Here is a 25,784-nt window from a genome sequence, read left to right on the forward strand (position 1 = left end):
CCATAAAAAACCCGATGCACGGGCATCGGGTTTTCGGTGTCAACCTGGGGCGTCAGGCCTGGTGGTTACGCAAACTACGCTCCATCCGCGCGATCCCTTCCTCCAGCAGCGCCCGCGGGCAGCCGAAGTTCAAGCGCACGAACTGCTGGGCGTTATCGCCAAAATCCAGCCCTGCGCTCAGCCCGACCTTGGCCTGCTCGAGGAAGAATTGCTGCGGGTTATCCAGCCCCAGCGCCGTGCAGTCGAACCACGCCAGGTAAGTGCCCTGAGGGATGTTCATGGTCACACCCGGCAACCGCGTACGAACCGCGTCCACCAGATAATCCCGATTGCTTTGCAGATAGGCCATGAGCTCGGTCAGCCACGGGCCGCCTTCGCGGTAGGCGACGCGGGTGGCTTCCAGGCCCAGCGGGTTGACGCTGTCGACCATGCCGCAGCGGGCGTTGTTGACCCGATGGCGCAGTGTCGCGTCCTGGATGATCATGAACGCCGTCTTCAAACCGGCAATGTTGTAGGCCTTGCTCGCCGACATCAGGGTGATGGTGCGCTTGGCGATTTCTGGGCTGAGCGAGGCGGTCGGAATGTGTATGCGCCCGTCGAAGCACAGCTCGGAATGGATCTCGTCGGAGATGATCCAGGCGTCCTGCTCCAGGCAAATGTCGGCGACCGCTTGCAGTTCCTCACGCGGGAAGACCTTTCCCAGCGGGTTATGCGGGTTGCTCAGCAGCAGCGCGCCGCCCCCTTGCAGCGCCTCGCGCAAGGTATCGAGCGGCGTGGCATACGTACCATCGGCCAACGCGTCGAAGTCCAGCTCGACCTTGTTCAACTGCCAGTGGCCCGGCGCATGGCGCAGCGGCGGGTAGTTTGGCGTTTGCACGACCACGTTCTGCTGCGGCTGAACCAGCGCATGCAGGGCCATGTTGAAACCCGACTCGATACCCGGCAGGAATATCAGCTCTTGAGGTTGCACACGCCAAGCGTACTTGTTCCAAAGGTCGGCGACGATGGCGTCACGCAAGTCATCCTGAGCCACGCTGTAACCGAGCATCGGGTGTTCCAGGCGTTTTTGCAGCGCCTGAATGATCGCTGGCGGCGCGGCAAAGTCCATGTCGGCGACCCACATCGGCAACACATCGGCCGGGTAGCGGCTCCATTTGGTACTGCCGGTGCCATGGCGGTCGAACACCTGATCAAAATCGAAAGTCATGCTCAGTCTCATAAAAGGCAGGGGGTTAATCCGGCGGCCATGATAAGCGCCAACCTTGATCGCTGGCGAATTGCGCAACAGAGCATGACCGGCAAGCCGCCGACGGTCGGTTTTCAGACGGCGCACGGCAACATTGTCTAAAGTTCTAAGTGGCGGTAGATAGGTTACCGTCACCGTGATCGTCCAGAAAAACCCGGCTACGCAAAACGCCAGGCAGTTAAGCAAAACCCTTGTAGGAGCGAGGCTGGCCAATGCACCGGGTTTCCACCTGATCAGGAGTGCACGATGGACCTCAACCGTCGTCAGTTCTTCAAGGTCGCTGGTCTCGGCCTTGCGGGCTCAAGCCTCGGCGCGCTGGGCATGGCCCCGACGCCAGCTTTCGCCGAACAAGTGCGTCATTTCAAGCTCGCCCATACCCATGAAACCCGCAACACCTGCCCGTACTGCTCGGTCGGTTGCGGCTTGATCATGTACAGCCAGGGCGACAACGCGAAGAATGTCGCCCAGAGCATCATCCACATCGAAGGCGATGCCGACCACCCCGTCAATCGCGGCACCCTCTGCCCTAAAGGCGCAGGCCTGCTCGATTTCATTCACAGCCCCAGCCGTCTCCAGTACCCGCAGGTGCGCAAGCCCGGCACCACGGAGTGGACGCGAATCTCCTGGGATGAAGCGCTGGATCGCATCGCCGACCTGATGAAGGCCGACCGCGACGCCAATTTCATCGAGAAGAACGCCCAGGGGCAAACGGTGAACCGCTGGCTGACTACCGGTTTCCTCGCGGCGTCGGCGTCGTCCAACGAAGCGGGTTACATCACCCACAAGGTGATTCGCAGTCTCGGCATGCTGGGGTTTGATAACCAGGCACGTGTCTGACATGGCCCGACGGTGGCAAGTCTTGCCCCGACGTATGGCCGTGGTGCCATGACCAACCACTGGACCGATATCGCCAACGCGAATCTGGTTCTGGTGATGGGTGGCAACGCCGCGGAAGCGCACCCTTGCGGTTTCAAATGGGTGACCGAAGCCAAAGCCCACAACAAGGCGCGGCTGATTGTGGTCGACCCGCGTTTTACCCGTACGGCCTCGGTGGCGGACTATTACGCGCCGATCCGCACCGGCACCGACATTGCCTTCATGGGCGGGCTGATCAATTACCTGCTGACCGAAGACAAGATCCAGCACGAATACGTACGCGCCTATACGGACGTGTCGTTCATCGTCAAGGCCAACTACGGCTTTGAGGACGGGTTGTTCAGCGGTTACGACGCGAGCAAACGCATCTACACCGACAAGTCCGGCTGGGGCTACGAAATCGGCGAGGACGGTTTCGCCAAAGTCGACCCGACCTTGCAAGACCCACGCTGCGTCTATCAATTAATGAAGCAGCATTACAGCCGCTACACCCTGGAGCTGGCCAGTCAGGTCTGCGGCATGCCCGTGGACGCGATGCAGAAAATCTGGGAAGAAATCGCCACCTGCTCGCAACCGGGCAAAACCATGACGATTCTTTACGCGCTGGGCTGGACCCAGCACTCGACCGGCTCGCAGATGATCCGCAGCGCGGCCATGGTGCAACTGCTGCTGGGCAACGTCGGCATGCCGGGCGGGGGCGTCAATGCCCTGCGCGGGCACTCCAACATCCAGGGCCTGACCGATCTGGGCTTGCTGTCCAATCTGCTGCCCGGTTACCTGACCCTGCCGGCCGAGGCCGAACAGGATTACAACGCTTATATCGCCAAGCGCGCACTCAAGCCGCTGCGTCCCGGGCAAATGTCTTACTGGCAGAACTACGGCAAGTTTCACGTCAGCCTGATGAAAGCCTGGTACGGCGCCAATGCCACCGCAGAGAACAACTGGGGCTATGACTGGCTGCCCAAGCTGGACATCCCCGGTTACGACATCCTGAAAATGTTCGACATGATGGGCAAGGGCGAGGTCAATGGCTACATGTGCCAGGGCTTCAACCCGATCGCCGCCTTACCGGACAAGAACCGGGTGATGAAGGCGCTGGCCAAACTCAAATGGCTGGTGGTAATGGACCCACTGGCCACCGAAACCTCGGAGTTCTGGCGCAACGCCGGGCCTTACAACGATGTGCAAACGGCCGAGATCCAGACCGAAGTCATCCGTCTGCCCACCACCTGTTTCGCCGAAGAAAACGGGTCGCTGGTCAACAGCGGTCGCTGGCTGCAATGGCACTGGAAGGGCGCCGATGGCCCGGGGCAGGCGCACACGGATGTGAAGATCATGGCCGAGTTGTTCTTGCGCCTGCGCAAGCGCTATCAGGCCAATGGCGGTGCCTGGGCCGAGCCGATCCTCAAGCTCGACTGGCCCTACAAAGTGCCGGATGACCCGACGCCAGAAGAGCTGGCCCGGGAATTCAACGGCTACGCCGTATCCGATGTCACCGACGCTTCGGGCGCGGTGATCAAGACGGGTCAGCAACTGTCCGGCTTCGGCCAGCTCAAGGACGATGGCAGCACGGCGTCCGGGTGCTGGATTTTCTGCGGCAGCTGGACCGAGCAGGGCAACCTGATGGCCCGGCGTGACAACAGCGATCCTTTCGGCATGAAGCAGAACCTGGGCTGGGCCTGGGCCTGGCCGATGAACCGACGAATTCTCTACAACCGCGCCTCTTGCGACCCTCAAGGCAAACCGTGGGACCCGAACAAGAAGCTGGTGTGGTGGAACGGCAAGGTCTGGACCGGCACAGACGTGCCTGACTACAAGGCCGATGTGCCGCCGGAAGCCGGGATGAACCCGTTCATCATGAACCCCGAAGGCGTGGCGCGTTTCTTCGCCCTCGACAAGATGAACGAAGGGCCGTTCCCGGAACACTATGAGCCGTTCGAGACACCCATCGGCATCAACCCGATGCACCCCAACAACAAGCAGGCGACCAGCAATCCGGCCGGACGGATCTTCGATTCAGTCTGGGACACCCTCGGGCAGGCCAAGGACTTCCCTTATGCGGCGACCAGTTACCGGCTGACCGAACACTTCCATTTCTGGTCCAAGCATTGCCCGATCAACGCTATTACCCAGCCCGAACAGTTTGTCGAAATCGGTGAAGTCCTGGCCAAGGAAAAGGGCATTGCTGCCGGTGACCGGGTGCGGGTCAGTTCCAAGCGCGGGCATATCGAAGCGGTGGCGGTGGTGACCAAGCGGATTCGTCCGCTGCAGGTCAACAATCAAGTGGTGCACCAGATCGGTATCCCGTTGCACTGGGGTTTCACCGGCGCCACCCGTCACGGTTACCTGACCAACACCCTGGTGCCGTTCCTCGGCGATGGCAACACACAGACCCCGGAATCCAAGTCATTCCTGGTCAACGTGGAGAAAGTCTAAATGGCCAGCCAAGACATCATCGCCCGTTCGGCCACCACCACCGTGCCGCCCTCGGTGCGCACGCAAGAGGAAGTGGCCAAGCTGATCGACACCACCAAGTGCATCGGCTGCAAGGCCTGCCAGGTCGCCTGCTCGGAGTGGAACGAGCTGCGCGACGATGTTGGTCACAACCTCGGCACTTACGACAACCCTCAAGACCTCAGCGCAGATACCTGGACCTTGATGCGCTTCACCGAGCATGAAACCGACGCCGGCAACCTCGAATGGCTGATCCGCAAGGACGGCTGCATGCACTGCGCCGAGCCCGGCTGCCTGGCGGCGTGCCCGAGCCCCGGCGCGATCATCAAGCACGCCAACGGCATCGTCGATTTCGATCAGGACCATTGCATCGGCTGCGGGTATTGCATCACCGGGTGCCCGTTCAACATTCCGCGCATCTCGCAAAAGGACCACAAGGCTTACAAATGCACGCTGTGCTCGGACCGGGTGGCGGTGGGGCTGGAGCCGGCCTGCGTGAAAACCTGCCCGACCGGCGCCATCGTTTTCGGCAGCAAGGAAGACATGAAAGAACACGCTGCCGAACGTATCGTCGACCTCAAGAGTCGCGGTTTCGAAAACGCCGGTTTGTATGACCCCGCAGGCGTCGGCGGCACCCACGTCATGTATGTGCTGCACCATGCCGACACGCCCAGGTTGTATGCCGGGTTGCCGGATCACCCGGCGATCAGTCCGCTGGTGGACCTGTGGAAAGGCCTGAGCAAACCCCTGGCGTTGCTGGCCATGGGCGCGGCGGTGCTGGCCGGATTCTTCCATTACGTGCGCGTTGGGCCGCAGTTGGTTGAGGAAGACGAACACCCAGTTACCGTCGACCCTGCGGTGCATGAGTTCGATCCATCGGTGCACACCTTTGATCCGACGAAACCCGGCGGGGAGGACAGGCCATGAACGACAAAACGATACTGCGCTATACCTCCAACCAGCGCACCAATCACTGGCTGGTGGCGCTTCTGTTTCTCATGGCCGCGCTGTCGGGGCTGGCCTTGTTCCATCCGGGGTTGTTCTGGCTCAGCAACCTGTTTGGCGGCGGTTCGTGGACGCGTATTCTGCATCCGTACATGGGCGTGGCGATGTTTGTGCTGTTTCTCGGCCTGGTGTTTAGTTTCTGGCGGGCGAATTACTTCAGCGCCAACGACCGGTTGTGGCTCAGGCGCGTCGGGACTGTCATGCGCAACGATGAGGAGGGCGTGCCGCCGATCGGCAAATACAACCCGGCGCAGAAACTACTGTTCTGGGTGTTGCTGATCTGCATGCTGGTGCTGTTGTTCAGCGGGCTGGTGATCTGGCGTGCCTGGTTCAGCGCGTACTTCGGCATCACCGGTATTCGCTGGGCGATGCTGCTGCATGCGCTGGCGGGGTTCATCCTGGTGCTGAGCATCATCGTTCACGTCTATGCCGGTATCTGGATTCGCGGCTCGGTCCACGCCATGGTGCGTGGCAGGGTCAGCCGCGCCTGGGCGAAAAAACACCATGAACTCTGGTACCGGGAAGTGACCGGTGACGAAACGCCTGAGCGACCGATCACCAAAAAAGGATGACCCCTTGGCCACGATCCTCGAGCCTGGGCAGATAGAAGCGGCGGCGAGTTCACCGCCGTTTCTGTACCTGCCACCGAACAACCTGTTCACCTTGCGCGCGCTGCGTCTGGAACGCCTGGCCGATGGGCATCCCATGGCGGACTACCTGCGTTTGATCGCAGGTCTTTGCCACGCTCAGCAGAACCTGATGGACGATCCGCCCGTGGCCGCCATGCCCGATCCCGAACGTCTTCGGGTGTGCGTAGAACATGGCTTGCCACCGTTCGCCGCCGACAGTCTGGTGCGCGAAAATGTTTGGCTACCGTATCTCGAAGCCTTGCTGCAACGCTATCAGCCACCGCCACAAACGGCGATAGAAAACGCCGTGGCGACTTTGCGCAGCGCCAACCCGGGGCTGCTCAAAGCGTGGGCAATTGCCTTGGTCAGCGGCCAGTATTCAATGCTGCCGGCAGAGCTGGTGCCGTTCCTCGGTGCAGCGCTGCAAGCGGCCTGGAGCCATTGGCTGCTGAGTTCACCCAACCTTGAACTCAAGCGCGGCGACAGTCTTAGTCAATGCCCAGCCTGCGGTTCGCCGGCGATGGCCGGAGTGATTCGTCATCGCGGCAAATACAACGGATTGCGCTATCTGGTGTGCTCGTTGTGCGCCTGCGAATGGCATGCGGTGCGGGTCAAGTGCGTGTATTGCGAACAGAGCAAGGGGCTGCAATACGTCAGTTTCGAGGATGACCGTCATGCCGCCAATCAGGCGCCGTTGCGGGCGGAAGTCTGCCCCGGCTGCAACAGCTACCTGAAGCTGATCTACCTGGAAAACGACGCCGAAGCCGAAGCACTCTCGGCGGACCTGTCCAGCCTGATGCTGGACATGCGCCTGGAGCAGGAAGGCTACCAGCGCCCATCGCCGAATCTGATGCTGGCACCGGGAGGCGACTGAGCTTGTCTCCCTAAGCCGATCCCTATGAGCCCAGCGGCTACACTCAGACGCGACGATCAATCGCTTCCGGGAGCCTCTGATGCCCGCACCCTCCGCCAGCCAAACCTTGCGGCTGCCCTCCATCGACAGCTTGCTGCGCCATCCTGCCTGCCAGGCGCTGGCCGAGCGTTATGGGCGTGACGCGCTGCTGGCCGGCCTGCGGCAACTGCTCGATGACTTGCGCGAGCCGGTGCTCAAGGGGGAACTCGATGCCGTCGAAATCGCCCCCGACGTATTGGCGGGCAGGGCAGGCGAGCGTCTGGCGATCCAGCATCGCAGCCAGGTCCGCCGGGTGTTCAACCTTACCGGCACGGTGCTGCACACCAACCTCGGGCGCGCGTTGTTGCCGGAGTCGGCTATCGAAGCCGTTCAACTCGCCGCCCGCTATCCGCTCAATCTGGAATTTGACCTGCACAGCGGTAAGCGCGGCGATCGGGATGATTTGATCGAAGGGTTGATCCGTGAGCTGACCGGCGCCGAAGCGGTGACCGTGGTCAACAACAATGCCGCCGCCGTGTTGCTGACACTCAACAGCCTGGGCGCGCGCAAGGAAGGCATCATTTCCCGTGGTGAGCTGATCGAAATCGGCGGTGCCTTTCGCATTCCCGACATCATGGCCCGCGCCGGGGTGCGGCTGCACGAAGTGGGCACCACCAACCGCACCCATGCCCGCGATTACGAGGCTGCGATTGGTCCGCGCAGTGGCCTGGTGATGCGCGTACACGCGAGCAATTACTCCATTGAAGGTTTCACCGCCCGGGTGCCGACGGCTGAACTGGCGGAGTTGGCACACCGTCACGGACTGCCGCTGCTGGAAGACCTGGGCAGCGGCAGCCTGCTGGACCTGACTCGCTGGGGTTTGCCCGCCGAACCGACGGTGCGTCAGGCGCTGCTTGATGGCGCGGACATCGTTACTTTCAGCGGCGACAAACTGCTCGGCGGTCCCCAGGCCGGGCTGATAGTCGGCCGCAAAGACCTGATCGCGAAGATCAAGAAGAACCCGCTCAAGCGTGCGCTGCGGGTCGACAAACTGACCCTGGCTGCCCTCGAAGCCGTATTGGCGCTGTACCGCGATCCTGATCGATTGGCCGAACGCCTGCCGAGTCTGCGCCTGCTGACCCGGCCCCAGGCCGACATCTTCGCCGAGGCCGAACGCCTGCAACCGTCACTGGCGCAGGTGTTGGGCAATGGCTGGAGCGTCAGCGCGGTACCGGCGCTGGGCATGATCGGCAGCGGCAGCCAACCGGTGGCTCGCTTACCTAGTGCTGCGTTATGCCTGCGGCCCAACGTAACCAAACGTCTGCGCGGGCGGCGATTGATGGGGCTGGAAACCGCGTTTCGTCGGTTGCCGATTCCCGTGCTCGGGCGCATCGATGACGATGCGCTTTGGCTGGACCTGCGCCAACTGGACGACGAAGCCGCGTGGTTGACGCAACTCGATCAGCTGGCGCAATTCGATCAACTGCAGGAGGAGGGCGCGGACGGGTGATTGTCGGCACGGCGGGGCATATCGATCACGGCAAGACCTCCTTGCTCCAGGCATTGACCGGCCAGGCCGGCGACCGTCGCCGGGAAGAACGCGAACGCGGCATGACCATCGACCTCGGCTACATCTACACGGCGCTGGAACCGGGCGCCGCCCTGACCGGTTTTATCGACGTTCCCGGTCATGAGCGCTTCACCCACAACATGCTGGCCGGGGCTCAGGGCATTGATCTGGTGTTGTTGGTGGTGGCGGCCGATGACGGCGTCATGCCGCAGACCCGCGAACATCTGGCGATTGTCGAGTTGCTGGGCATCCCTCGGGCACTGATTGCAATCACCAAATGCGACCGCGTCGACCCTGCTCGTGTGCAAGCCGTCCGGGAACAGATCGAAGCATTGCTCGCACCCGGACCTTATGCCAACGCGCCGCAAATCGCGCTGTCGAGCGTGACCGGCGAAGGCGTCGAGACACTGCGTCAGGCCTTGCTGGATGCGCAACATGAGGTGCTTCAACGCAGCGCCAGCGGCGGTTTTCGCCTGGCGATTGATCGGGCTTTCAGTGTGGCCGGTGCCGGGATCGTGGTGACCGGCACCGCGTTGTCTGGCCAAGTGGCCGTGGGCGATACGCTGATGTTGAGTCCGCTGGGCAAACCGGTGCGGGTGCGAGGCCTGCACGCGCAGAACCAGGCGGCTGACAGCGCAACGGCCGGGCTGCGAGTCGCGCTGAACCTGAGTGCCGACCGTTTGGCCCTGGAGCAGATTCACCGGGGCCACTGGTTGTTGGCCGAATGGCTGCATGCGCCGACCCAGTGTCTGGATATCGAGATGACCTTGTTGGTCAGCGAGGCGCGAAGCTTCGAGCACTTTCAGCCCGTGCACGTGCATCTGGGTACTCAGGACGTGACCGGGCGAGTGGCGTTGCTGGGGGGCGCCAGCCTGGCACCGGGTGAGCAGATGTTCGCGCAACTGCTGGTGAACGCGCCGGTGCTGGTGGTGAAGGGCGACTGTTTGATCCTGCGCGACCAAAGCGCCCAACGCACCCTCGGCGGCGGCCGGGTGCTTGACCCGTTCGCCCCGACCCGACACCGTCGCAGTCTCGAACGATTGGCGCAGCTACAAGCGCTGGCCACCACGAACAGCCTGGAAGAAGCATTGCCGGCGCTGCTGGCCAACAGCGACACCGGGCTCGATCCGCAACGTCTGGAGCGTCAGTTCAATCGCCCGCGCGAAACTTGGGAGCTGCCCGACGACGTGCGCTTGATCGATACGCGGCAGGGGCCGTTGCTCTTCAGCGCTGCTCGCTGGGAAGCCCTGAAAGCGCCACTGCTGGAACACCTCGCACGCTTTCATCAACTCGAACCGGATCAAATGGGACCGGACAGGGATCGCCTGCGTCGCTTCGCCGGCACCGCGCTGGACCGGCCGACCTTTATCAGCCTGCTCGACGAATTACTGGTCAGCGGTGCGATCGTCGCCAGTGGCCCATGGCTGCATTTGCCCGATCACCAAGTGCGGTTGAGCGAGGATGACGAAACCCTGTGGCAACAATTACAGCCGTTGTTCGAACAGGCGGGTTTCGATCCGCCGTGGGTGCGTGATCTGGCTAAATCGACGGGCCATGAAGAGGCCGCCGTGCGCCTGCTGCTGCGCAAGATGGCGCGGCTGGGGCTTGTGCATCAAGTGGTTCGTGACTTGTTTTATACCGAGACACTGGTGCGCCGATTGGCGGCTATGCTGGTGCAACTGGCCAGCGATGACCCGGTGATTCAGGTCACCGCGTTTCGCGATGCCGTGGGCCTGGGGCGCAAACGCAGCATTCAGATTCTTGAGTACTTCGACCGAATCGGCCTGACCCGGCGCTTTGGCGACCGGCGCCATATCCGGCTCGACAATGCATTGGCCCAACAAACAGAAAACTGAGTTCAAGGAAGGCAATCGCGCCCGGTGGCGCGGCCGGGCTTCAAACCCGGTTGGGGACGGCATCCGTTCCCGGGCAGGTTCGACTCCGGCTGCCTTCCGCCATTTCCATCGTGACGCTGATCATAGGTGCCCGAAGGTCAGCGGGTACTGGATGACGATGTAAACCCTGTCGATGTCATCGCCCGCCTGGGCGCTGTTGGCTCGGTGAGACACATGGGACAGTTGCACCGACAACCCTTTGGCGGCACCTGATTGCACGATGTAGCGCACGTCAATGTCGCGCTCCCAATGTCGCCCGCCATCGCCTTGTTGAGGCACGTACCCGCCGACAGTCTGGTCGAACGGGTTGTAGGCCCCACCCTTGGGCGCACGGGTGCCATCGACGTCGCTGCCCCTGACATAACGGGTCATGAAGCTCAGGCCGGGTATTCCATAAGCGCCGAGGTCGAGGTCGTAGCGTGCCTGCCAGGAGCGTTCGTGGGCGCCGTTGAAGTCGGCGTATTTGATCGAGTTGGCCAGGTAAATGGAGTCGCCGCCGACGAAGTCGAACGGTGTGTCGCCATTGATGCGTTGCCAGGCCAGGGTGAAGGCATGAGCCTCAACGGTGTATTTGCCCGACAGGCTGTAGGCGGTGTTGTCGAGGGCACCGGCCAACGCCTTGCCGCTGTCTTGCGTGCGATACAGGTTGGCGTCGAGGAACCATCCGGACCGTTTCAGGTGCAGATTGCCATAGTACTGGCGCCAGGTGTCGCTCAGTTCGGAGGCATACAGCGCACCGCCGACAGGACTGTGTGTGAACAGGTCGGCGCCCAGAAGCGTGATGCCTCCGGCCTCGGTGTTGGCACCGTAGCCGTAAAAGTTGCCCTTGCCCGAGGGGTTGTCTTGATTCTTGAACGCCGTGAAATGACCGGCCACCAGATTCACGTTGTCGATTTCGCCGCTGTTCAATAGAAAACCCGTGGCGTATTCCGGTTGCAGGCGTTTGTCGGCGGTGTCGAACACCGGGGTTTCCACGGTCATTTCACCGAAAGCCAGGGTGGTTCGGGAAGCCCTGATTTTCAGCGCGCCACCGGCACTGGAATAGTTGCTTTCGCTACGACCGTCACTGTCCAGTGGCAGTAACCCCGTTCCCGAATGCCCTTTGCCGCCGTCGAGCTTCAGCCCCGTAAAGGCGTGGCTGTCGACGCCGAAACCTAGCGTGCCGGGTGTGAATCCGGATTCAAAAGAGCCGATAAAGCCTTGAGCCCACTCTTGTTTGTAGTTCTTGCCCGAAGGCGAGGGTGAACGGTAGTCGCTGTTGAGGAAGAAATTTCGACTGAGCACCTCAAGCTTCGCTCCCTCGAGGAATCCTGGCGCGGTTGCCGGCGCTTCATCCGCCAAGGCCGTTCCGGCGAAAAGCACGCAGAGCCAGAAGGACGCTTTGGCCACGTCCTCCCGACCGGGCATGAGCGGGGGGGCTTGTAAAGAAAACATCATTGATCGCCCCCTGAAACAGCGACTCCAAAGAGTCGCTGTTTTCTCTCAATGGCCTTCAGAGGCGTTGAACATGGTCTTGGCGTAGATCAGGCCCAGGCCATAGGCACCACCGTTGGCGATGGAGGTTTTCACCGTCTCGTCGTAAGTCTCGGTACGTGCCCAGTCACGCTGGAGTTCAAGCAAGTACTGCAACGATGTCATGGGACGGGCGCCGATCTGGATCATGCGTTGCATGGCCATTTCATGGGCCTCGGTGGTGACGTCGCCACAGGCATCGGCAATCACGTACACCTCGAAGCCCTGGTCAATCGCCGAAAGGGCCGGGCCAACGATGCACACGGAAGTCCACAGGCCGGCCAGAACGATTTTCTGCTTGCCGGCTGCGTTGACTTCGACGGCAATACGCTCGTCCTCCCAGGTGTTCATGCTGGTGCGGTCGATCACCTTGTGTTCCGGGAATACCGATTTGATTTCGTCGAAAATCGGGCCGGAAAAACTCTTCTCGGCGACGGTGGTGAGGATGGTCGATACCTTGAAGCCCCTTGCGGCCTTGGCGACAAGGGCGGCGTTGTTGCGCAGGGTGACGGCATCGATGGACTTGGTCGCAAACGACATCTGCGACTGGTGATCGATCATGATCAGGGTGTGGTCGGTCGGGGTCAGCAGGGTTTTGCCGGGAACAGCTTTTGCAATGGCCATGGTGAATGTCCTTACGGATTAAGTGAGAGGTGATTCGCGAGGCCATGGTTGCGTAGATTCGGGCGGGAATATTGAGTCGATGTGCTGTTTTTTTCGCAGGAATAGTGGCGGCAGGCAGGCCATTGAAATACCGCCAACAAACACAACTATGACCTACGCTTATTCCAGACGCATGTTCAACGAACAGGGGTTCTTCCCTGATCGAAAACAACAAAAAACAGCTCTCGGGAGACCACTCATGTTTGCATTGGCCCGTCGATTCAGCAGCAACCTCGCCGTTTTCATTACCGCCGCCGCGCTCGCCTTACCGGTTTTTGCGCTGGACACCGTCAAGTTCATGGCCCCCGGTTCGGTCGGTGGTGGATATGACCAGACTGCACGCGTCCTGGGTAAGGCGATGGTCGAGGCGAAAACGGCAAAGTCCGCTACCTTCGAGAACAAGGGCGGCGCCGGTGGGACCCTGGGCTTGGCGCAATTTGCCAACGGCACCAAGGGCGACGCCAATGCCCTGCTGGTGGTCGGCGCAATCATGGTCGCGTCCATCGAGCAGAACAAACCGCAAATCACCTTGAAGGACGTGACGCCGATCGCCCGGCTGTTCACCGAATACAACGTGATTGCCGTGCGGGACGACTCCCCGTACAAAACCCTGGATGACTTGCTCAAAGACTTCAAAGCCAACCCGTCCAATATCAAATGGGGCGGTGGCTCCAAGGGGTCGATCGACCACATCGGCATCGCCGAACTGGCGAGCAAAATGGACGTCCCCGTCAACAAGGTGAATTACGTGGCCTTTGCCGGTGGCGGCGAAGTCGTCGCCGCGACGCTGGGGGGCCACATCACGGTGATCACCGGCGGCTACGCCGAGCTTGCCAAATACGTGCAGTCCAAGCAGTTCCGGCTACTCGCCATTGGCGCACCCAGCCGCGTTGAAGGCATCGATGCACCGACTCTCAAAGAAAGTGGCTATGACGTGACGATCGGCAACTGGCGTGGCGTTTACGGCGCAGCGGGCCTGACGCCTGACCAGCGCAAAGAACTGACCGAAGCCGTCCTGACCGCCACCAAAAGCACTGTCTGGCAAGAAAACGTAAAAACCAATGCATGGTCACCGAGCATTCTGACCGGGGATGACTTCGGCAAATTCGTCGAAGAAGAACATGGCCGTCTGCGCGCGATGCTGGTCAAGGTCGGACTGCTTTGAGATGGCCGGGCGCTGGAAAGTCATGCCGACCCAACTGGCGATTGGTTTAGGTGTCGTCGCCATCAGCGCGGTATTGGCGTTCGGTGCCTCGCGATTTCCTGCCGAGATGGGCTTCGTCATCATGGCGGCGTACGTCTATCCCTACGCCGTCGCGGCGTTTCTGGGCATCGTCGGTCTGTTGATGTGCTATCAGGCGCTCACCGGTGGTTTTCGCAACCTTGCCGACGACCACCAGACCACCCAGGCTCAGCCCGGCGGCAAGCTCGGCGCAACCTGGGTCACGGCGGGGCTGGTGGGGGTTGCCTTACTCATTACCTACATCGGTTTCGTATTGGCCGCCTCATTACTGTTTGCCTGTTCTGCACGGGGTTTTGGCAGTCGTAGCCCGGTGCGGGACCTGGCCATCGGCATCGCCCTGACACTGCCGATCTACTGGCTTTTCACCGCCGGGCTAGGGGTTTCCCTTCCGCCCCTGGTCAACGCCTGGATCTGATCCGGGCCGAAGGAGGTCGACAAGGTGGATATTCTCTCGAGTCTGGCAACCGGCTTCGGTGCCGCGTTGGCGCCGATCAATCTGATGTGGGGTTTTATCGGCTGCCTGCTGGGCACCGCGATCGGTGTTTTGCCGGGGATCGGGCCGGCGCTGACTGTGGCGTTGCTGCTGCCGATTACCGCCAAGGTCGATCCTACCGGGGCGCTGATCATGTTCGCCGGTATCTATTACGGCGCTCAGTTTGGCGGCTCGACCACCTCGATTCTGCTCAACACCCCGGGGGAATCGTCCTCCATGGTCACGGCCCTGGAAGGCAATCTCATGGCCCGCAACGGGCGGGCAGGCCCGGCGTTGGCGACGGCGGCGATAGGTTCATTCGTGGCCGGCACCATCGCGACGATCTTGCTGACCCTGTTCGCCCCCCTCGTGGCCACGCTGGCGCTGAAGTTCGGGCCGGCGGAGTATTTCGCGATTCTGGTGCTGGCCTTCACCACGGTGTCGGCGGTGCTCGGTGCGTCGATGCTGCGCGGCTTTGCCTCATTGGGGATCGGGCTGACCATCGGCTTGATCGGCCTGGACTCGACCTCGGGCATTGCCCGCTACACCATGGAGGTGCCCGAACTGGTCGATGGCATTGAGGTCGTGCTGGTGGCGGTCGGTTTGTTTGCCGTCGGTGAGGCCTTGTACAGCGTGCTCTACCAAAAGGAAGAAACGGGCAGCCGACATCGCCTGACCTCGTTGTGGATGACCCGTGCCGACTGGAAACGCTCGGTTCCCGCGTGGCTACGGGGCACCTTGATCGGTTTTCCCTTTGGCTCGATTCCGGCTGGTGGCGCGGAAATTCCGACGTTCCTGTCTTATTCGACCGAACGCAAGCTCAGCAAGTACCCGAAAGAGTTCGCGGCCAGCAAAGGAGAGGGCGCCATCGAAGGTGTCGCCGGCCCCGAGGCGGCCAACAACGCCAGCGCCACCGGTTCTCTGGTGCCGCTGCTGACCCTGGGCATACCGACCTCTGCCACGGCGGCGATCCTGTTGGCCGCATTCCAGAACTACAACCTGCAACCGGGGCCGTTGCTGTTCCAGACCTCGGGCGAGCTGGTCTGGACGCTGGTGGCTTCGCTGTACATCGGCAACGCCATCCTGTTGGTGCTGAACCTGCCGTTGGTGGGTCTGTGGGTCAAACTCTTGCAGATTCCACGACCGTACCTGAACGCCGGCATTCTGGTGTTCGCCACCATCGGCGTGTACGGCATGCGCCACTCAACGTTCGACTTGTTTCTGATGCTGGGCATCGGTTGGGCCGGGGTATTGATGCGGCGTTTCGATTTCCCCGTCGCCCCGGTGATCGTCGGCATGCTGCTGGGGCCGATGGCGGAAAAACAACTACGCAACGCCTTGTCCATCAGCCAGGGCGACTGGATGATATTTGTGACACAACCCATCGCGGCGTCGGTCCTGGTGCTGACGCTGTTGGTGTTGCTGGTTCCGTATCTGCTGCATAAACGCGGCATTAAATTGCATGAGGACGATTGAGCGCCGATCGTTCCCACGCGATCGTAGGAACGATCAACTTTATGGCGCACAACTTTCCAAGACGTTTCCTACAACGTACCCTGTTGCCGCGTTTCGGTATCGACCCCTATAGTTCGGACTCGCGGAAAACACCGCGAACGACCTTGGCCGGTCGATCACCCAAAACGCATCAGCGTCATTGTTCAGACCGTTTTATGTCTGGATATCGTGTTATGGCAGCTGTGCGCGGGACACCCTCGGGTGTGCCGGATCTAATGGGTGCCGGTCGGCCAACCCGCACACAGCCGCCACCTTTTTCGCTTGGCCGCGAACGGTGGTTGCTCTACATCGACACCTACGACGCTGAAACCCCAGTGCTCTTCATCAACACCCACAAAGAACTCAGCGACATGGCCGCTTGCGCCATGCACCGCTTCACCGTGGTTCGAGATCTGACCGACACCTTGTCCAGCCTTAACCTCAACGGCATTTCCGACTGCGACTTGACCCGTGTTACCCGGGTGGTGCATCTGCTGATGCGCGAAGGTTGCGCAATACTGGATGTGATTCAGGCTCGGGCGTTGCAGCGGGAGGAGGGGTTCAAGACTGCTGTTTAGCGGTGTAGCGACGGACGCCTTCGCGAGCAAGCCCGCTCCCACACTGGATTTTCTGTGAACACATTATTTGTGCACGCCAGCGAGCAAATGTGGGAGCGGGCTTGCTCGCGAAGGCGGTGGCCCACCAGCATTAATGTCGACTGACACTCCCTCTTCGCGAGCAAGCCCGCTCCCACATTGATTGTGCATAACTGACTGGCATTAACCTTTCATCCCTGGGGTTTACGCGAGGCGAACACCTCTTTCAGAACAGGCACAGCAGACATCGCTTTCGGCCACCCGACGTAAAACGCCAGGTGCGTGATGACCTTGGCGGCTTGGGTTTGGGTCAGGCCGTTGTCCATCGCTCGGTTCAAGTGAAAGGGCAGTTGCGCCACCTGGCCTTGGGCTGTAAGGGCTGCAACGGTGATCAGGCTTCTGTCCCTTGGCGTCAGGTCAGTCTTGCGCCACAGATCGCCAAACAGAACGTCATTGGTGTACGCGGCCAGTTGTGGCGCCACGTCCCCGATTGACGCCTCGACGGCGGCTTTGCGTTTGGTTTCGCTGGCAGGGTCCAGCGTCAGCGGTTCAGAGGAGGGCGGCAGGATCTGCTCAGCCGTCAGGCCTCGATCTGTAAACACTTTATTCGCCACGCCGGCGGCTGACATTGCGTTGGGCCAGCCGGAGTAGAACGCGAGATGGGTGATGAGGGCGCTGATCTCGCTGGGCTTGAGGCCGTTGTCGAGCCCCAGGTTGAAGTGCCCTGTGAGTTGCGCGGATTGCCCGTTGGCCAGGAGCGCGGCAATCGTGATGAGGCTGCGATCCCGGGGCGCCAATTCCTGGCGTTTCCACACCTCGCCGAACAGCAGCTCAGTCGTATAAGTGTAGAGCTGGGGTGTCGCTTCCTGAACATCCGGTGAAGGTTTGGGCGCAGGTTTGGCACTCCCCTGATTGCCTTCGCCCCACGCGGAAAAGAACAGCGTGGCGAGTGTGGCAGCGAACAGCTTCATGACATCGACCTCCAGGTTGTCTGGCGCCTGATGGCAGCCACTCATCTTTCACATACTAAAGAAAGTGGATAGATCGATTAAGGCCAATAAGCTGCATGGAGTCATGAGGTGGGCTCATCAATTGAGCCCACGTTTGAAACCGATCGCAGCCCAGCGCCTATTCACTGCCTTGTCACGCAGAAATCAGAAGCGGAACGCTTGTCGTCCTACCAGTAGCCATTTGCCTTTCTGTTTCTGCCAGATCTGGAAGTTCTCGATTTCCGTCGGAACGATCTCTTCACCCTTGATGGCTTGTGCCGAAAAATGATGCCGGACCAACGCCACATCACCCGACAGAGTAATGGTCTGCCCCTGCATTTCCAGCGTCTTGAAAGCGCTGTTGCCGGTTTCGATGTCGGCGATGAACGCTTTCTTGTCCTGGATTTTCCCGCTGGAATGGCCGTAGGTGAGGTTTTCAGCGGTGAGCGCGTTCAGTTGGGGAATGTTCTTGTGCAGCATGGCTTGCGTCAGATGGTCCACCGCTACGGCAACTTCCTTCTCACCCGATGAGGGGGCTGCTATTACATAGCCGCTGAAGAGGCACAAGAAGCCGATAAGCAATTTCGTTTTTTTCATGAATATTTTTCCTTGTTGTTATGGAGATGACAGACGAGAGACAGCCGTCTCATCTGTCATCGTACAACTTAGCAGATTTTTGTTACTGGATGCATCCAGTCAGTCAATGAAACGCAATCCTGTGGGAGCGGGCTTGCTCGCGAAGACGACGGCACATTCAACATTGATGTCGCCTGACACATCGCTTTCGCGAGCAAGCCCGCTCCCACAGGTTCCGCTCCCGCGAGTACCTCTGGTGCCGCTTTTCATCACTTCATCATCTGCTTGGAACTCCCCGCCAGACACCCTCGTCATCTGCAATGAAGCACTACCGCGGACAGCCCGCGGCCACTTCCTGACGTGTTCATTACGAAGGCGATGGATGACATGACTATTCCAGATAGCAGAACCGGACAACCGGATGCCCCTCGGGATCCCGCAGGCTCCGAACAAAACTTTCAGCATTTAAAGGAGGAGGTTACCGAAGCGATAGGCGGTGCACGGCATCAGGCCGATGAGCAGTTCGGCCAGTACCGCGATACCGCAGCGGATCAGATTGAAGCACTGGCCAGAGGCGCCCAGTCAGTCGTTTCCGAGATCAGGACGAACGATACGTTTGGGATGTCCGATTACCTGGCAGACATGGCCGACAGCATGAGCAGCCTGGCGGGAAAACTGCGCAGCAAAAGCGCCGAAGAACTTCTGCACGATGGCGCTGACCTGGCACGGGACAATCCGGGGCTGTTCATTGTCGGCAGCATCGCGGTGGGGTTCGGTCTGTCGCGGTTCCTGAAAGCAGGCACGGCGACTATGCCGACAACCACCGACCGTGAGTTCGCTGCCCAGAGCAGCGCAGCCACGTTCACTGGCGATGGCTCGCAAGGACTTTATGAAACGTCGATGCCGCCCGGAGGCGAGCTGTCGCCCGGGTTGGCCTCTAGCATCACGCCGTCCTCGCCGAGCGCGCCCGACCATCGTGGCGATACTTCCTCAATGCCGGGGTCCAGCCCCTTCTCAGGAGAACGGTGATGAACAGAGAAGATCCAGAACTACAACGCACACCTCCCGTCACACCGTCGGTCACGACGGCTGATCATGACGCTTCCGTGGTCGGTTTATTGCGGCAGTTAACTCGGGAAGTACCGGCGTTATTCACCAAGGAGCTGGCGTTGGCCAAGGTGGAATTGCAGGCCAGCCTGACGACATTGAAAGCAGGGATTGCCGGGGTCGCCGGCGGCGCCATTGTGCTGCTCGCCGGGTTCATCATTCTGCTGATGGCGGTCGTCTATGCCTTGAGCCTGGTGATGGCGCCCTGGCTGGCCGCGCTGATTGTCGGCGTCGTGGTGATGGTCATCGGGTTCGTGATGCTGCAGGCAGGCAAAAAACAATTCGAGCCTTCCCACTTCAAGCCTGATCGCACCCTGGACGCGCTGAACAAAGACCAGGAAGCCCTGCGGAGGAAAGTGTCATGAACCGAGAATTCGAAACCGAAGCGGCCAAGAGCCCGGAAACCATCGAGCGTGAAATCGATGCGCAACGGGAGAACATCGGGCATATCGTCGACGCGCTGGAAAGCAAGTTCACCCCTGGCCAGATGTTCGATCAGGCGCTGCTGATGATGCAAAGCAACGGCTCGACCTTCCTGACCAATCTGGGCACCAGTGTGCGCAACAACCCCGTGCCCGCGGTGCTGACTTCGGTCGGGCTGATGTGGTTGATGATGAGCCAGAATCGTCCGCCAACGCCCAGGGAATATCGCGTCGAGCCGCAGCCGGATGTCGACTGGGCCGATGACGTGGGTGAAGGGCTCTCCGAGGGTTTGGACAGCGCCCGACAGCGTCTGCACAACACCACCGATTCGCTGAAGGACAGCTATCAGGCGGTCAAAGGTAAGGCAGCGCACCTGAGCGATAGCCTGCATGCGAAGACCGATCAGCTCAGTCATACCGTCCATGACACCAGTGATCGCCTGGCGCGCAGGACTCATGAAATGAGCGACCAGTTCAGTCATCTGCTCAAGGAGCAACCACTGCTGATGGCTGCGATGGGTATTGCGGTGGGCGCGTTGCTGGGCGCGGCGTTACCGACCACCGAAACAGAGCGCCGTTATCTGGGCAGGACCAGCGCAAGCCTCACCGGCAAGGTCAAACAGCAAGCACGGGAGGGCTATGAGGCGGTGCGCGAAAAGGTGATGGAAACCACAGAGCCCCACGAGGCAATCGCTGGAGAAACGGGCGAGATGCGCAAGACCGCGTCCGAAACCTCAGCCGACCTGTCGCGTGGGCTGGGAACTTCTTGACAGGTATCAGGGCAAGGCGGGAGGTCTGATGCACAGACGTCCCGTCGAGCCCGGTTTGTCGACGCCAATCAGACACCATGACGAGGTACACCATCATGATTGATGAATCCACAGGCATGACCCCCGGCGTGCGCTACGAAATCGAGAACCGGGAAAGGGTAGAACCGTTCGCCGGTTTTTTTCTGGACGGCAAGTATTACCTCACGCCCGAACTGCAAACGGCCATCGGCTGGCTGGAGGGCAACCGCTTTATCTACGATGAACTTGATCCCGAGGGCGAACCGGTTTTCCAGGATCGTGTAGCCGGCACTATCAAGGATTTAAAACTCACGCTGAGTGACGGAATGACCCTGGACATTCAGCCCATTGCTGGCACCTGACGCATCGGTAACGAAAAGCTCAGGTCCGTCTCGAACATGCGTCAGCCGCCACTGATTTTCCAGTGTTTGACGTTATCGGCAAACACCATCTGATGCATTTCGTGGGCGATTCCGTAAACCAAAGATTCATGCGCCGCAATCACTTTCTCTTCCGCTGAAAGGCAATGAAAAATATCCAGTTTGGTATCCGCGTTGGCCGTTTCCAGGGCAAAGATTTGCACATAACGCGCGAGGTCGTTATCCAGGCTCAAGAGGTATTCGCGCAGGCGTTGATGGTCGACCGAGCTTTGGGGGAAGTACCAATTCATGGGGTGAATCAGAAACCGCGAATGGGGCGCGGTGATACGTCGGCCGGCGGCCAGGTACATGATGATGCCCATCGACTCGATGTTGCCGGCATTAATCGCGCACAGCGGCACTGGCAGGGATTTGAGGAAGGTGTAGAGGGCGAAGCCAAAATTGGTGCTGCCGCCGCTGGTGGAAAGATTCAGCAGTAAAGATGAGGCGCCCTGGTCGATGGCGTCGAGGCAGCAGTCCCTGAAGCGTTCCATCGTGCCCTGATCAATCTGGCAATGAAAGTGGACGATGTGCTCTGTCATCGACGTACCTCCATACAGGATAAATTAGAGAGCTAATGATTAAGCGTAACTGCTTGAATGATGCCAGACCTCAACGCTCTTTTCTTTCATCAATTTGTATAAGCGCAGCCTGTTTTTATACTCGTTTGATGCACACCCATTAGTCGCCGCAGCAGGAGTTTTCTGGAACTAATAACCCCAATCCGTTGGTCGCAAGAATGCCGCATCAGTTCAAACTTTCAATCCCGGAAAACCTCGGAATAAGACGAGCCGACAAAGGTTCGCGCGAAACAATGAGGAGAACGAAAATGGCTAACACCGGTGACAAAAAACCTGGCAATTTTGCCAACGACCCTGATAAAGCCTCCGAAGCTGGCAAAAAAGGCGGGCAGTCAGGCGGCGGGATGATGAACGATCCGCAACGCCCCTCCGACGCCGGCAAAAAAGGTGGACAGGCCTCAGGGGGCCGTCAATCCAGCGATACCAATCGCTCCGGCAGCGAACAGGGAGGAGGCCGCTCGGGCAACTTTGCCGACGACAAGGATAGAGATGCAGGCAGAAAAGGAGGAGGGCAAAATCCCGGCGGCGGGCGTAAACCCTGATGCCGTGTGAAATACATCAAGCCCCGCTTATGGCGGGGCTTGGTTTTATCCAGGTCAGACTCCTGACACCTCACGAATCATGATAGGCGCATGCTGTGCCATCAGCTCAGCGACCCAATCAATGAATACGCGCAACTTGAAGCTGATATGCCGGTTCGGCGGAAAGGCCACGTAGATCGGCATCGGATCGAGGCGCCAATCTTCGAACAAACGGACCAACTCGCCGCGCGCTTCGTGGGGCTTGGACATGTAGTCTGGCAGCCAAAGAATTCCGAGGCCGGCCAGCCCGGCCGCGATGTAGGCATTGCCATCGTCGACCGCCAACACATAGCGACCCTTGATATGGACACTCTCGCTGTTGCTGCGCATGGCATAAGGCACGGCTTTGCCGGTGCGTGCCCACAGGAAACCGACGACACGATGATGCGAATCTTCCAGCTCTTGCGGATGCGACGGCGTACCGACGCGCTCCAGGTAGCTCGGCGCCGCATAAACGCCCAACTGGAGTTCGCCTACCCGCCGGGCCATCAGAGACTGATCGGTTAGTTCGCCACCGCGCACGACGCAATCTACATTCTCACCGATCATGTCCACGATGCGATCGCTGACGCCCATGTCGATCTGGATGTCAGGGTATCGAGCATGAAACGCAGGCAACGCCGGGACCAGAATCATGCTGGCCAACGGGCTGGGCACATCCACTCGCAGCCGGCCCCGGGGCAGGGCCGAGGCGCTGGACAGGCTGGTCTCGGCATCGTCCATGTCGGCTAGCAGCCGTACCACGCGCTCATAATAGACGGCGCCATCGGCGGTTACGTTGACCTTGCGCGTCGTGCGGTTGAGCAATTTCACGCGTAACCGGGCCTCCAACTGCTGCACCAGTTGCGTCACGCTCGTCTTGCTCATATGCAGTGTTTCGGCCGCCTTGGTGAAGCTGCCCGTCTCCACCACCCGAGCAAATGCCAGCATCGCATCGAAACGGTCCATTTCTGCCCCGGATATCTATTGGATTGTTTGGGTTTTACAAACAGTGATGGCTACAGTTGCTCGTTTATCGGGCAGGCACAAGTCCTTAAAGTCTCTTCATCATTAATTGCGGGTCGTCTTTGACCCGTTGCTGGAGGCACTTTATGAGCAAGCGTGATGTTGTTTTTCCGCCCGGACGCCAAGCGCTTTATGAGCGCAATCGCTATTCACCGGCTATCCGGTCCAATGGCTTTTTATTCGTTTCGGGGCAAGTCGGCAGCACCGAAGACGGCTCACCCGAGCCCGACCTGGAGACTCAGGTTCGGCTCGCGTTCAACAATCTGAACGCGATCCTGGGATCTGCCGGTTGCACCTTCGACGACGTGATTGACATAACGGTCTTCATCGTCGATCCGCAAGAGAAATTCGAAACGATCTGGAAGGTAGTGCCGGAGTTCTGGGGTAACGCACCGCACCCGACACTAACTGCTGTCGGCGTCACGTGGCTGTATGGCTTTGAGTTCGAGATCAAGGTGATTGCCAAGCTTCCTGAAAATCAGCGATAGCGCGGGGCAACTATCGGTTCCGGTAATAGTGACCATCAAGAAACGCCAGTTCTGCTTTGTCGGGCAAAGTCGGAAAATCGCCTCCATCGAAGACGCTGCTCAAGGAACTGGCGCAAATGAAGACATTGACCCGACTGGCTGTTGTCGCCCTGCTGCTGACCGGTTGCGCCTCCGCACCGAACGACCCGACGCTGACCTTTCAGACGAAAAAAACGCCTGCCGAGTACGCCGACTGCGTGGTGCCGAAGTTGCAGGGCAGCGCACTGAACCCGACGGTCTCGCAAAACCAGCGCAGCTACCGGATCGTGGTGCCGAGCAAAGTCGCGGCAGACAATGTTCTGGAAGCCTTCAAAGCCCCGAATGGCGGCAAGGTGTTTTTGTATGAGCGCCACTTGCTGGCGTCGAACTTCATGCCGTCGAGTTTCGAACGTGCCGCGCAGGAATGCCTGTAACCGCTTTTAAAAATGCTCCTTTGGTTGGCCGCAACCAACCATTTCTTTGTCCCGTGACTCATTCGGCCACGGGACTTTTTTTTGCCTATTTACCCGGACGGGGCGGCTCTCATTGCATCACATAACGCCCCGGCGCCGACTCAAGTGCCGGGTATTTAGCATTCCCCGTGCTCAGCACTGAAGGCTGGCGTTCCCCGGCGTGTTCGGCCAGCCAGACGAACCAGTCATTCCACCAGCTGCCCGGATGCTGCTGGGCATTCTTGAACCAGGTTTCAGGGTTTTTGGTGACGCGATTATTGGTCCAGTAATGGCGTTTTTCCTTGGCCGGTGGGTTGATCACCCCCGCGATATGCCCTGAGGCGCCGAGTACGAAACGCTTGGTTCCAGACAGTAGCTCGGTGCTGGCGTAGGCACTTTTCCATGGCACGATGTGGTCGTCATGGGTGGCGAGGATGTACGCCGGGGCATCGATGGCGCGCAGGTCCAGCTTGACCCCGCAGCAATCCAGCTCGCCGGATTTCAGATCGTTCTGCAGGTAGGTATGGCGCAAGTACCAGCAGTACATCGGCCCGGGCAGGTTGGTGCTGTCGTTGTTCCAGAACAACAGGTCAAGGGGTATCGATTTCTGCCCCTTGAGGTATTTGTCGACGTTGTAGTTCCACCACAAGTCGTTGGGGCGCAGCAACGAGAATGTATTGCCCATGTCCTCGCCCTTGAACAGGCCGATGGGACCATTTAGGCCGCCGATGGTGCGCTCGCGATAAGCCACCAATTGCTCGTCGACGAAGATGTCGATGGGGCCGGTATCAAGGTAATCGAGGAAGGTGGTCAGCAGGCTCACGCTGGCGATCTCTTTGTCGCCACGAGCCGCCAATACAGCCAGCGCCGAACTCAACAACGTCCCACCGATGCAGAAACCCACGCAATTGGGCCGTTGCTCGCCGGTGATTTCACGGGTCAGCTGCAGGCCTTTGATAATTCCGGTTTCGATCAGGTCATCCCAGGTGGTGCCGGCGTGTTCCTGATCGAAGTTGCGCCACGACATCAGAAACACCGGGTGGCCTTGCTGCAACAGGTGGCGAACCATCGAATTGTCGGGGCGCAGGTCAAGGATGTAGTACTTGTTGATCGATGGCGGAACGATAAACACCGGGCGCCGGTACTGGGTTTCGCTTTGCGGATAATACTGGATGAGCTGGAAAAGTTCGTTCTCGAAGACCACTTCGCCGGGAGTATTCGCCAGGTCGACACCGACTGTGAACGCGTTGGCGTCGCACTGGCGCATCTTGCCTTCCTGCAGATCGCTGGCCAGGTGCATCAGGCCTGTGAGCAGGCTGCTTCCTTGGGTGTCCACGACCCGTTGCAGCGCATCGGGGTTACTGGCCAGAAAATTGCTCGGCGCGCCGGCGGCGATGGCTTGTTCCGCCAGATAGAGCAAGCGTTGACGCGGCTTTTTACCGTCGATCGGCAGCTGATTGACCAGTTTCAGCAGAAAGTCGGCATTGAGCAGGTAAAACGCCGCCAGAGAACCGAACAGCGGCTGGCTCCAGTTACCGCTGGCGAAACGTCGGTCTTCGAAACTGAAGGGCTGACCGGTCAACAGACGCTGGCCGAGTTCACTCCATTGTTGCTGATAGTCCGATTGAAGGCTGTCCAGGGTTTCGCGTGGCAGTTCAAACCAGGCGTTGTAGTCCTGCCCGGTAAACCAGGGATTGCTGCTGACCCAGAGCCTTAATTGTTGAACTGCAAAGGACGCAATGAATGGAACCTGGCCCGACCAGAATGTGTTTAAGGTATGCGTGTTGTCCATGGAACTCCTTGCCCACATG

The 25,784-nt window shown here is 59.8% G+C and carries 24 protein-coding genes, 1 tRNA gene and 1 pseudogene; 18 read left to right on the forward strand and 8 right to left on the reverse strand.

Going from position 1 to position 25,784, the window contains the following annotated elements; translation table 11 throughout:
* Positions 1-52: 52 nt before the first annotated feature.
* Positions 53-1,207: a MalY/PatB family protein gene (locus AB7M29_RS18215; RefSeq protein ID WP_217854889.1), complete on the reverse strand. Its 1,155-nt coding sequence runs from the start codon at positions 1,205-1,207 to the stop codon at positions 53-55.
* Between the two features lie 285 nt (positions 1,208-1,492).
* On the opposite strand from AB7M29_RS18215, the gene fdnG reads away from it, so the two are divergent.
* From fdnG to AB7M29_RS18250, 7 genes are all read left to right on the forward strand, one after another.
* Entirely contained in the window at positions 1,493-4,558 is a 3,066-nt protein-coding gene (gene fdnG, locus AB7M29_RS18220) for a formate dehydrogenase-N subunit alpha (protein WP_454247464.1), read from the forward strand.
* The gene (gene fdxH / locus AB7M29_RS18225) at positions 4,559-5,503 is read left to right on the forward strand and encodes a formate dehydrogenase subunit beta (RefSeq protein ID WP_217854892.1); all 945 of its coding nucleotides are present in this window, start codon (positions 4,559-4,561) and stop codon (positions 5,501-5,503) included.
* Positions 5,500-6,153 (forward strand): formate dehydrogenase subunit gamma, encoded by a 654-nt coding sequence (locus AB7M29_RS18230; protein ID WP_454247465.1) that lies wholly within the window; start codon positions 5,500-5,502, stop codon positions 6,151-6,153. The genes fdxH and AB7M29_RS18230 overlap by 4 nt, the downstream gene beginning before the upstream one ends.
* 4 nt (positions 6,154-6,157) lie before the next feature.
* Positions 6,158-7,084, forward strand: a complete 927-nt coding sequence (gene fdhE, locus AB7M29_RS18235; RefSeq protein WP_454247466.1) for a formate dehydrogenase accessory protein FdhE — start codon at positions 6,158-6,160, stop codon at positions 7,082-7,084.
* A 79-nt stretch (positions 7,085-7,163) separates the two neighbouring features.
* Positions 7,164-8,612, forward strand: coding sequence for an L-seryl-tRNA(Sec) selenium transferase (gene selA / locus AB7M29_RS18240; protein ID WP_454247467.1), 1,449 nt, complete (start codon positions 7,164-7,166; stop codon positions 8,610-8,612).
* Positions 8,609-10,528 (forward strand): selenocysteine-specific translation elongation factor, encoded by a 1,920-nt coding sequence (gene selB / locus AB7M29_RS18245; RefSeq protein WP_454247468.1) that lies wholly within the window; start codon positions 8,609-8,611, stop codon positions 10,526-10,528. Before selA ends, selB begins: the two co-directional genes overlap by 4 nt.
* Positions 10,529-10,534: 6 nt before the next feature.
* Positions 10,535-10,630 (forward strand) — tRNA-Sec (locus AB7M29_RS18250).
* A gap of 18 nt (positions 10,631-10,648) precedes the next feature.
* Here the strand turns inward: AB7M29_RS18250 and AB7M29_RS18255 are convergent.
* Together AB7M29_RS18255 and AB7M29_RS18260 are read right to left on the reverse strand one after the other, a co-directional pair.
* Positions 10,649-11,974, reverse strand: coding sequence for an OprD family porin (locus tag AB7M29_RS18255; protein WP_454248726.1), 1,326 nt, complete (start codon positions 11,972-11,974; stop codon positions 10,649-10,651).
* Between the two features lie 75 nt (positions 11,975-12,049).
* Positions 12,050-12,703 (reverse strand): hydrolase, encoded by a 654-nt coding sequence (locus tag AB7M29_RS18260; RefSeq protein ID WP_052963294.1) that lies wholly within the window; start codon positions 12,701-12,703, stop codon positions 12,050-12,052.
* Positions 12,704-12,941: 238 nt separating this feature from the next.
* Between AB7M29_RS18260 and AB7M29_RS18265 the strand changes: the two genes are divergently transcribed.
* The 4 genes from AB7M29_RS18265 (at position 12,942) to AB7M29_RS18280 (ending at position 16,529) form a co-directional block, all read left to right on the forward strand.
* Entirely contained in the window at positions 12,942-13,907 is a 966-nt protein-coding gene (locus tag AB7M29_RS18265; protein ID WP_217854897.1) for a tripartite tricarboxylate transporter substrate binding protein, read from the forward strand.
* A gap of 1 nt (position 13,908) precedes the next feature.
* The gene (locus AB7M29_RS18270) at positions 13,909-14,400 is read left to right on the forward strand and encodes a tripartite tricarboxylate transporter TctB family protein (RefSeq protein ID WP_217854898.1); all 492 of its coding nucleotides are present in this window, start codon (positions 13,909-13,911) and stop codon (positions 14,398-14,400) included.
* 24 nt (positions 14,401-14,424) lie between these two features.
* A complete protein-coding gene (locus AB7M29_RS18275; RefSeq protein WP_217854899.1) occupies positions 14,425-15,933 on the forward strand; it encodes a tripartite tricarboxylate transporter permease in 1,509 nt (502 codons plus the stop codon).
* A gap of 317 nt (positions 15,934-16,250) precedes the next feature.
* Positions 16,251-16,529 (forward strand): hypothetical protein, encoded by a 279-nt coding sequence (locus AB7M29_RS18280; protein WP_454248727.1) that lies wholly within the window; start codon positions 16,251-16,253, stop codon positions 16,527-16,529.
* 209 nt (positions 16,530-16,738) lie between these two features.
* On the opposite strand, the gene AB7M29_RS18285 is transcribed toward AB7M29_RS18280, so the two are convergent.
* Positions 16,739-17,518: a carboxymuconolactone decarboxylase family protein gene (locus AB7M29_RS18285; RefSeq protein ID WP_454247469.1), complete on the reverse strand. Its 780-nt coding sequence runs from the start codon at positions 17,516-17,518 to the stop codon at positions 16,739-16,741.
* Positions 17,519-17,701: 183 nt separating this feature from the next.
* On the reverse strand, positions 17,702-18,133 hold the full coding sequence (locus tag AB7M29_RS18290) for a nuclear transport factor 2 family protein (protein ID WP_454247470.1): 432 nt from the start codon (positions 18,131-18,133) through the stop codon (positions 17,702-17,704).
* Positions 18,134-18,499: 366 nt separating this feature from the next.
* Here AB7M29_RS18290 and AB7M29_RS18295 point away from each other — a divergent pair, with 366 nt between their 5' ends.
* The 4 genes from AB7M29_RS18295 (at position 18,500) to AB7M29_RS18310 (ending at position 20,791) form a co-directional block, all read left to right on the forward strand.
* On the forward strand, positions 18,500-19,141 hold the full coding sequence (locus AB7M29_RS18295) for a hypothetical protein (protein ID WP_217854903.1): 642 nt from the start codon (positions 18,500-18,502) through the stop codon (positions 19,139-19,141).
* On the forward strand, positions 19,141-19,584 hold the full coding sequence (locus tag AB7M29_RS18300; RefSeq protein WP_052963288.1) for a phage holin family protein: 444 nt from the start codon (positions 19,141-19,143) through the stop codon (positions 19,582-19,584). The genes AB7M29_RS18295 and AB7M29_RS18300 overlap by 1 nt, the downstream gene beginning before the upstream one ends.
* Positions 19,581-20,411: a DUF3618 domain-containing protein gene (locus tag AB7M29_RS18305; protein WP_217854904.1), complete on the forward strand. Its 831-nt coding sequence runs from the start codon at positions 19,581-19,583 to the stop codon at positions 20,409-20,411. The genes AB7M29_RS18300 and AB7M29_RS18305 overlap by 4 nt, the downstream gene beginning before the upstream one ends.
* A gap of 95 nt (positions 20,412-20,506) precedes the next feature.
* Entirely contained in the window at positions 20,507-20,791 is a 285-nt protein-coding gene (locus AB7M29_RS18310) for a hypothetical protein (RefSeq protein WP_052963286.1), read from the forward strand.
* Positions 20,792-20,832: 41 nt separating this feature from the next.
* Here the strand turns inward: AB7M29_RS18310 and AB7M29_RS18315 are convergent, their stop codons facing one another.
* The gene (locus tag AB7M29_RS18315) at positions 20,833-21,390 is read right to left on the reverse strand and encodes an ATP-dependent Clp protease proteolytic subunit (RefSeq protein ID WP_454247471.1); all 558 of its coding nucleotides are present in this window, start codon (positions 21,388-21,390) and stop codon (positions 20,833-20,835) included.
* Positions 21,391-21,677: 287 nt separating this feature from the next.
* On the opposite strand from AB7M29_RS18315, the pseudogene AB7M29_RS18320 reads away from it, so the two are divergent.
* Positions 21,678-21,836 (forward strand): annotated as a pseudogene (locus tag AB7M29_RS18320) (general stress protein); the annotation flags it as partial.
* Positions 21,837-22,025: 189 nt separating this feature from the next.
* Here AB7M29_RS18320 and AB7M29_RS18325 read toward each other — a convergent pair.
* A complete protein-coding gene (locus AB7M29_RS18325; protein WP_454247472.1) occupies positions 22,026-22,958 on the reverse strand; it encodes a LysR substrate-binding domain-containing protein in 933 nt (310 codons plus the stop codon).
* A gap of 143 nt (positions 22,959-23,101) precedes the next feature.
* Between AB7M29_RS18325 and AB7M29_RS18330 the strand changes: the two genes are divergently transcribed.
* Together AB7M29_RS18330 and AB7M29_RS18335 are read left to right on the forward strand one after the other, a co-directional pair.
* Positions 23,102-23,503, forward strand: coding sequence for a RidA family protein (locus AB7M29_RS18330; protein ID WP_217854907.1), 402 nt, complete (start codon positions 23,102-23,104; stop codon positions 23,501-23,503).
* A 116-nt stretch (positions 23,504-23,619) separates the two neighbouring features.
* On the forward strand, positions 23,620-23,955 hold the full coding sequence (locus AB7M29_RS18335) for a YajG family lipoprotein (RefSeq protein WP_217854908.1): 336 nt from the start codon (positions 23,620-23,622) through the stop codon (positions 23,953-23,955).
* A 109-nt stretch (positions 23,956-24,064) separates the two neighbouring features.
* Here AB7M29_RS18335 and phaC read toward each other — a convergent pair whose 3' ends face one another.
* Positions 24,065-25,765: a class I poly(R)-hydroxyalkanoic acid synthase gene (gene phaC, locus AB7M29_RS18340; protein WP_454247473.1), complete on the reverse strand. Its 1,701-nt coding sequence runs from the start codon at positions 25,763-25,765 to the stop codon at positions 24,065-24,067.
* Positions 25,766-25,784 lie beyond the last annotated feature (19 nt).

This window comes from Pseudomonas sp. F-14 TE3623, assembly GCF_053629015.1.

Bases quoted from the DNA above. Each gene is read 5' to 3' on its own strand.
- AB7M29_RS18215 (WP_217854889.1), bottom strand. From the start codon at position 1,207: ATGACTTTCGATTTTGATCAGGTGTTCGACCGCCATGGCACCGGCAGT.
- fdxH (WP_217854892.1), top strand. From the start codon at position 4,559: ATGGCCAGCCAAGACATCATCGCCCGTTCGGCCACCACCACCGTGCCG.
- AB7M29_RS18230 (WP_454247465.1), top strand. From the start codon at position 5,500: ATGAACGACAAAACGATACTGCGCTATACCTCCAACCAGCGCACCAAT.
- selA (WP_454247467.1), top strand. From the start codon at position 7,164: ATGCCCGCACCCTCCGCCAGCCAAACCTTGCGGCTGCCCTCCATCGAC.
- AB7M29_RS18255 (WP_454248726.1), bottom strand. From the start codon at position 11,974: ATGCCCGGTCGGGAGGACGTGGCCAAAGCGTCCTTCTGGCTCTGCGTG.
- AB7M29_RS18260 (WP_052963294.1), bottom strand. From the start codon at position 12,703: ATGGCCATTGCAAAAGCTGTTCCCGGCAAAACCCTGCTGACCCCGACC.
- AB7M29_RS18265 (WP_217854897.1), top strand. From the start codon at position 12,942: ATGTTTGCATTGGCCCGTCGATTCAGCAGCAACCTCGCCGTTTTCATT.
- AB7M29_RS18270 (WP_217854898.1), top strand. From the start codon at position 13,909: ATGGCCGGGCGCTGGAAAGTCATGCCGACCCAACTGGCGATTGGTTTA.
- AB7M29_RS18285 (WP_454247469.1), bottom strand. From the start codon at position 17,518: ATGAAGCTGTTCGCTGCCACACTCGCCACGCTGTTCTTTTCCGCGTGG.
- AB7M29_RS18290 (WP_454247470.1), bottom strand. From the start codon at position 18,133: ATGAAAAAAACGAAATTGCTTATCGGCTTCTTGTGCCTCTTCAGCGGC.
- AB7M29_RS18295 (WP_217854903.1), top strand. From the start codon at position 18,500: ATGACTATTCCAGATAGCAGAACCGGACAACCGGATGCCCCTCGGGAT.
- AB7M29_RS18300 (WP_052963288.1), top strand. From the start codon at position 19,141: ATGAACAGAGAAGATCCAGAACTACAACGCACACCTCCCGTCACACCG.
- AB7M29_RS18305 (WP_217854904.1), top strand. From the start codon at position 19,581: ATGAACCGAGAATTCGAAACCGAAGCGGCCAAGAGCCCGGAAACCATC.
- AB7M29_RS18310 (WP_052963286.1), top strand. From the start codon at position 20,507: ATGATTGATGAATCCACAGGCATGACCCCCGGCGTGCGCTACGAAATC.
- AB7M29_RS18315 (WP_454247471.1), bottom strand. From the start codon at position 21,390: ATGACAGAGCACATCGTCCACTTTCATTGCCAGATTGATCAGGGCACG.
- AB7M29_RS18325 (WP_454247472.1), bottom strand. From the start codon at position 22,958: ATGGACCGTTTCGATGCGATGCTGGCATTTGCTCGGGTGGTGGAGACG.
- AB7M29_RS18330 (WP_217854907.1), top strand. From the start codon at position 23,102: ATGAGCAAGCGTGATGTTGTTTTTCCGCCCGGACGCCAAGCGCTTTAT.
- AB7M29_RS18335 (WP_217854908.1), top strand. From the start codon at position 23,620: ATGAAGACATTGACCCGACTGGCTGTTGTCGCCCTGCTGCTGACCGGT.
- phaC (WP_454247473.1), bottom strand. From the start codon at position 25,765: ATGGACAACACGCATACCTTAAACACATTCTGGTCGGGCCAGGTTCCA.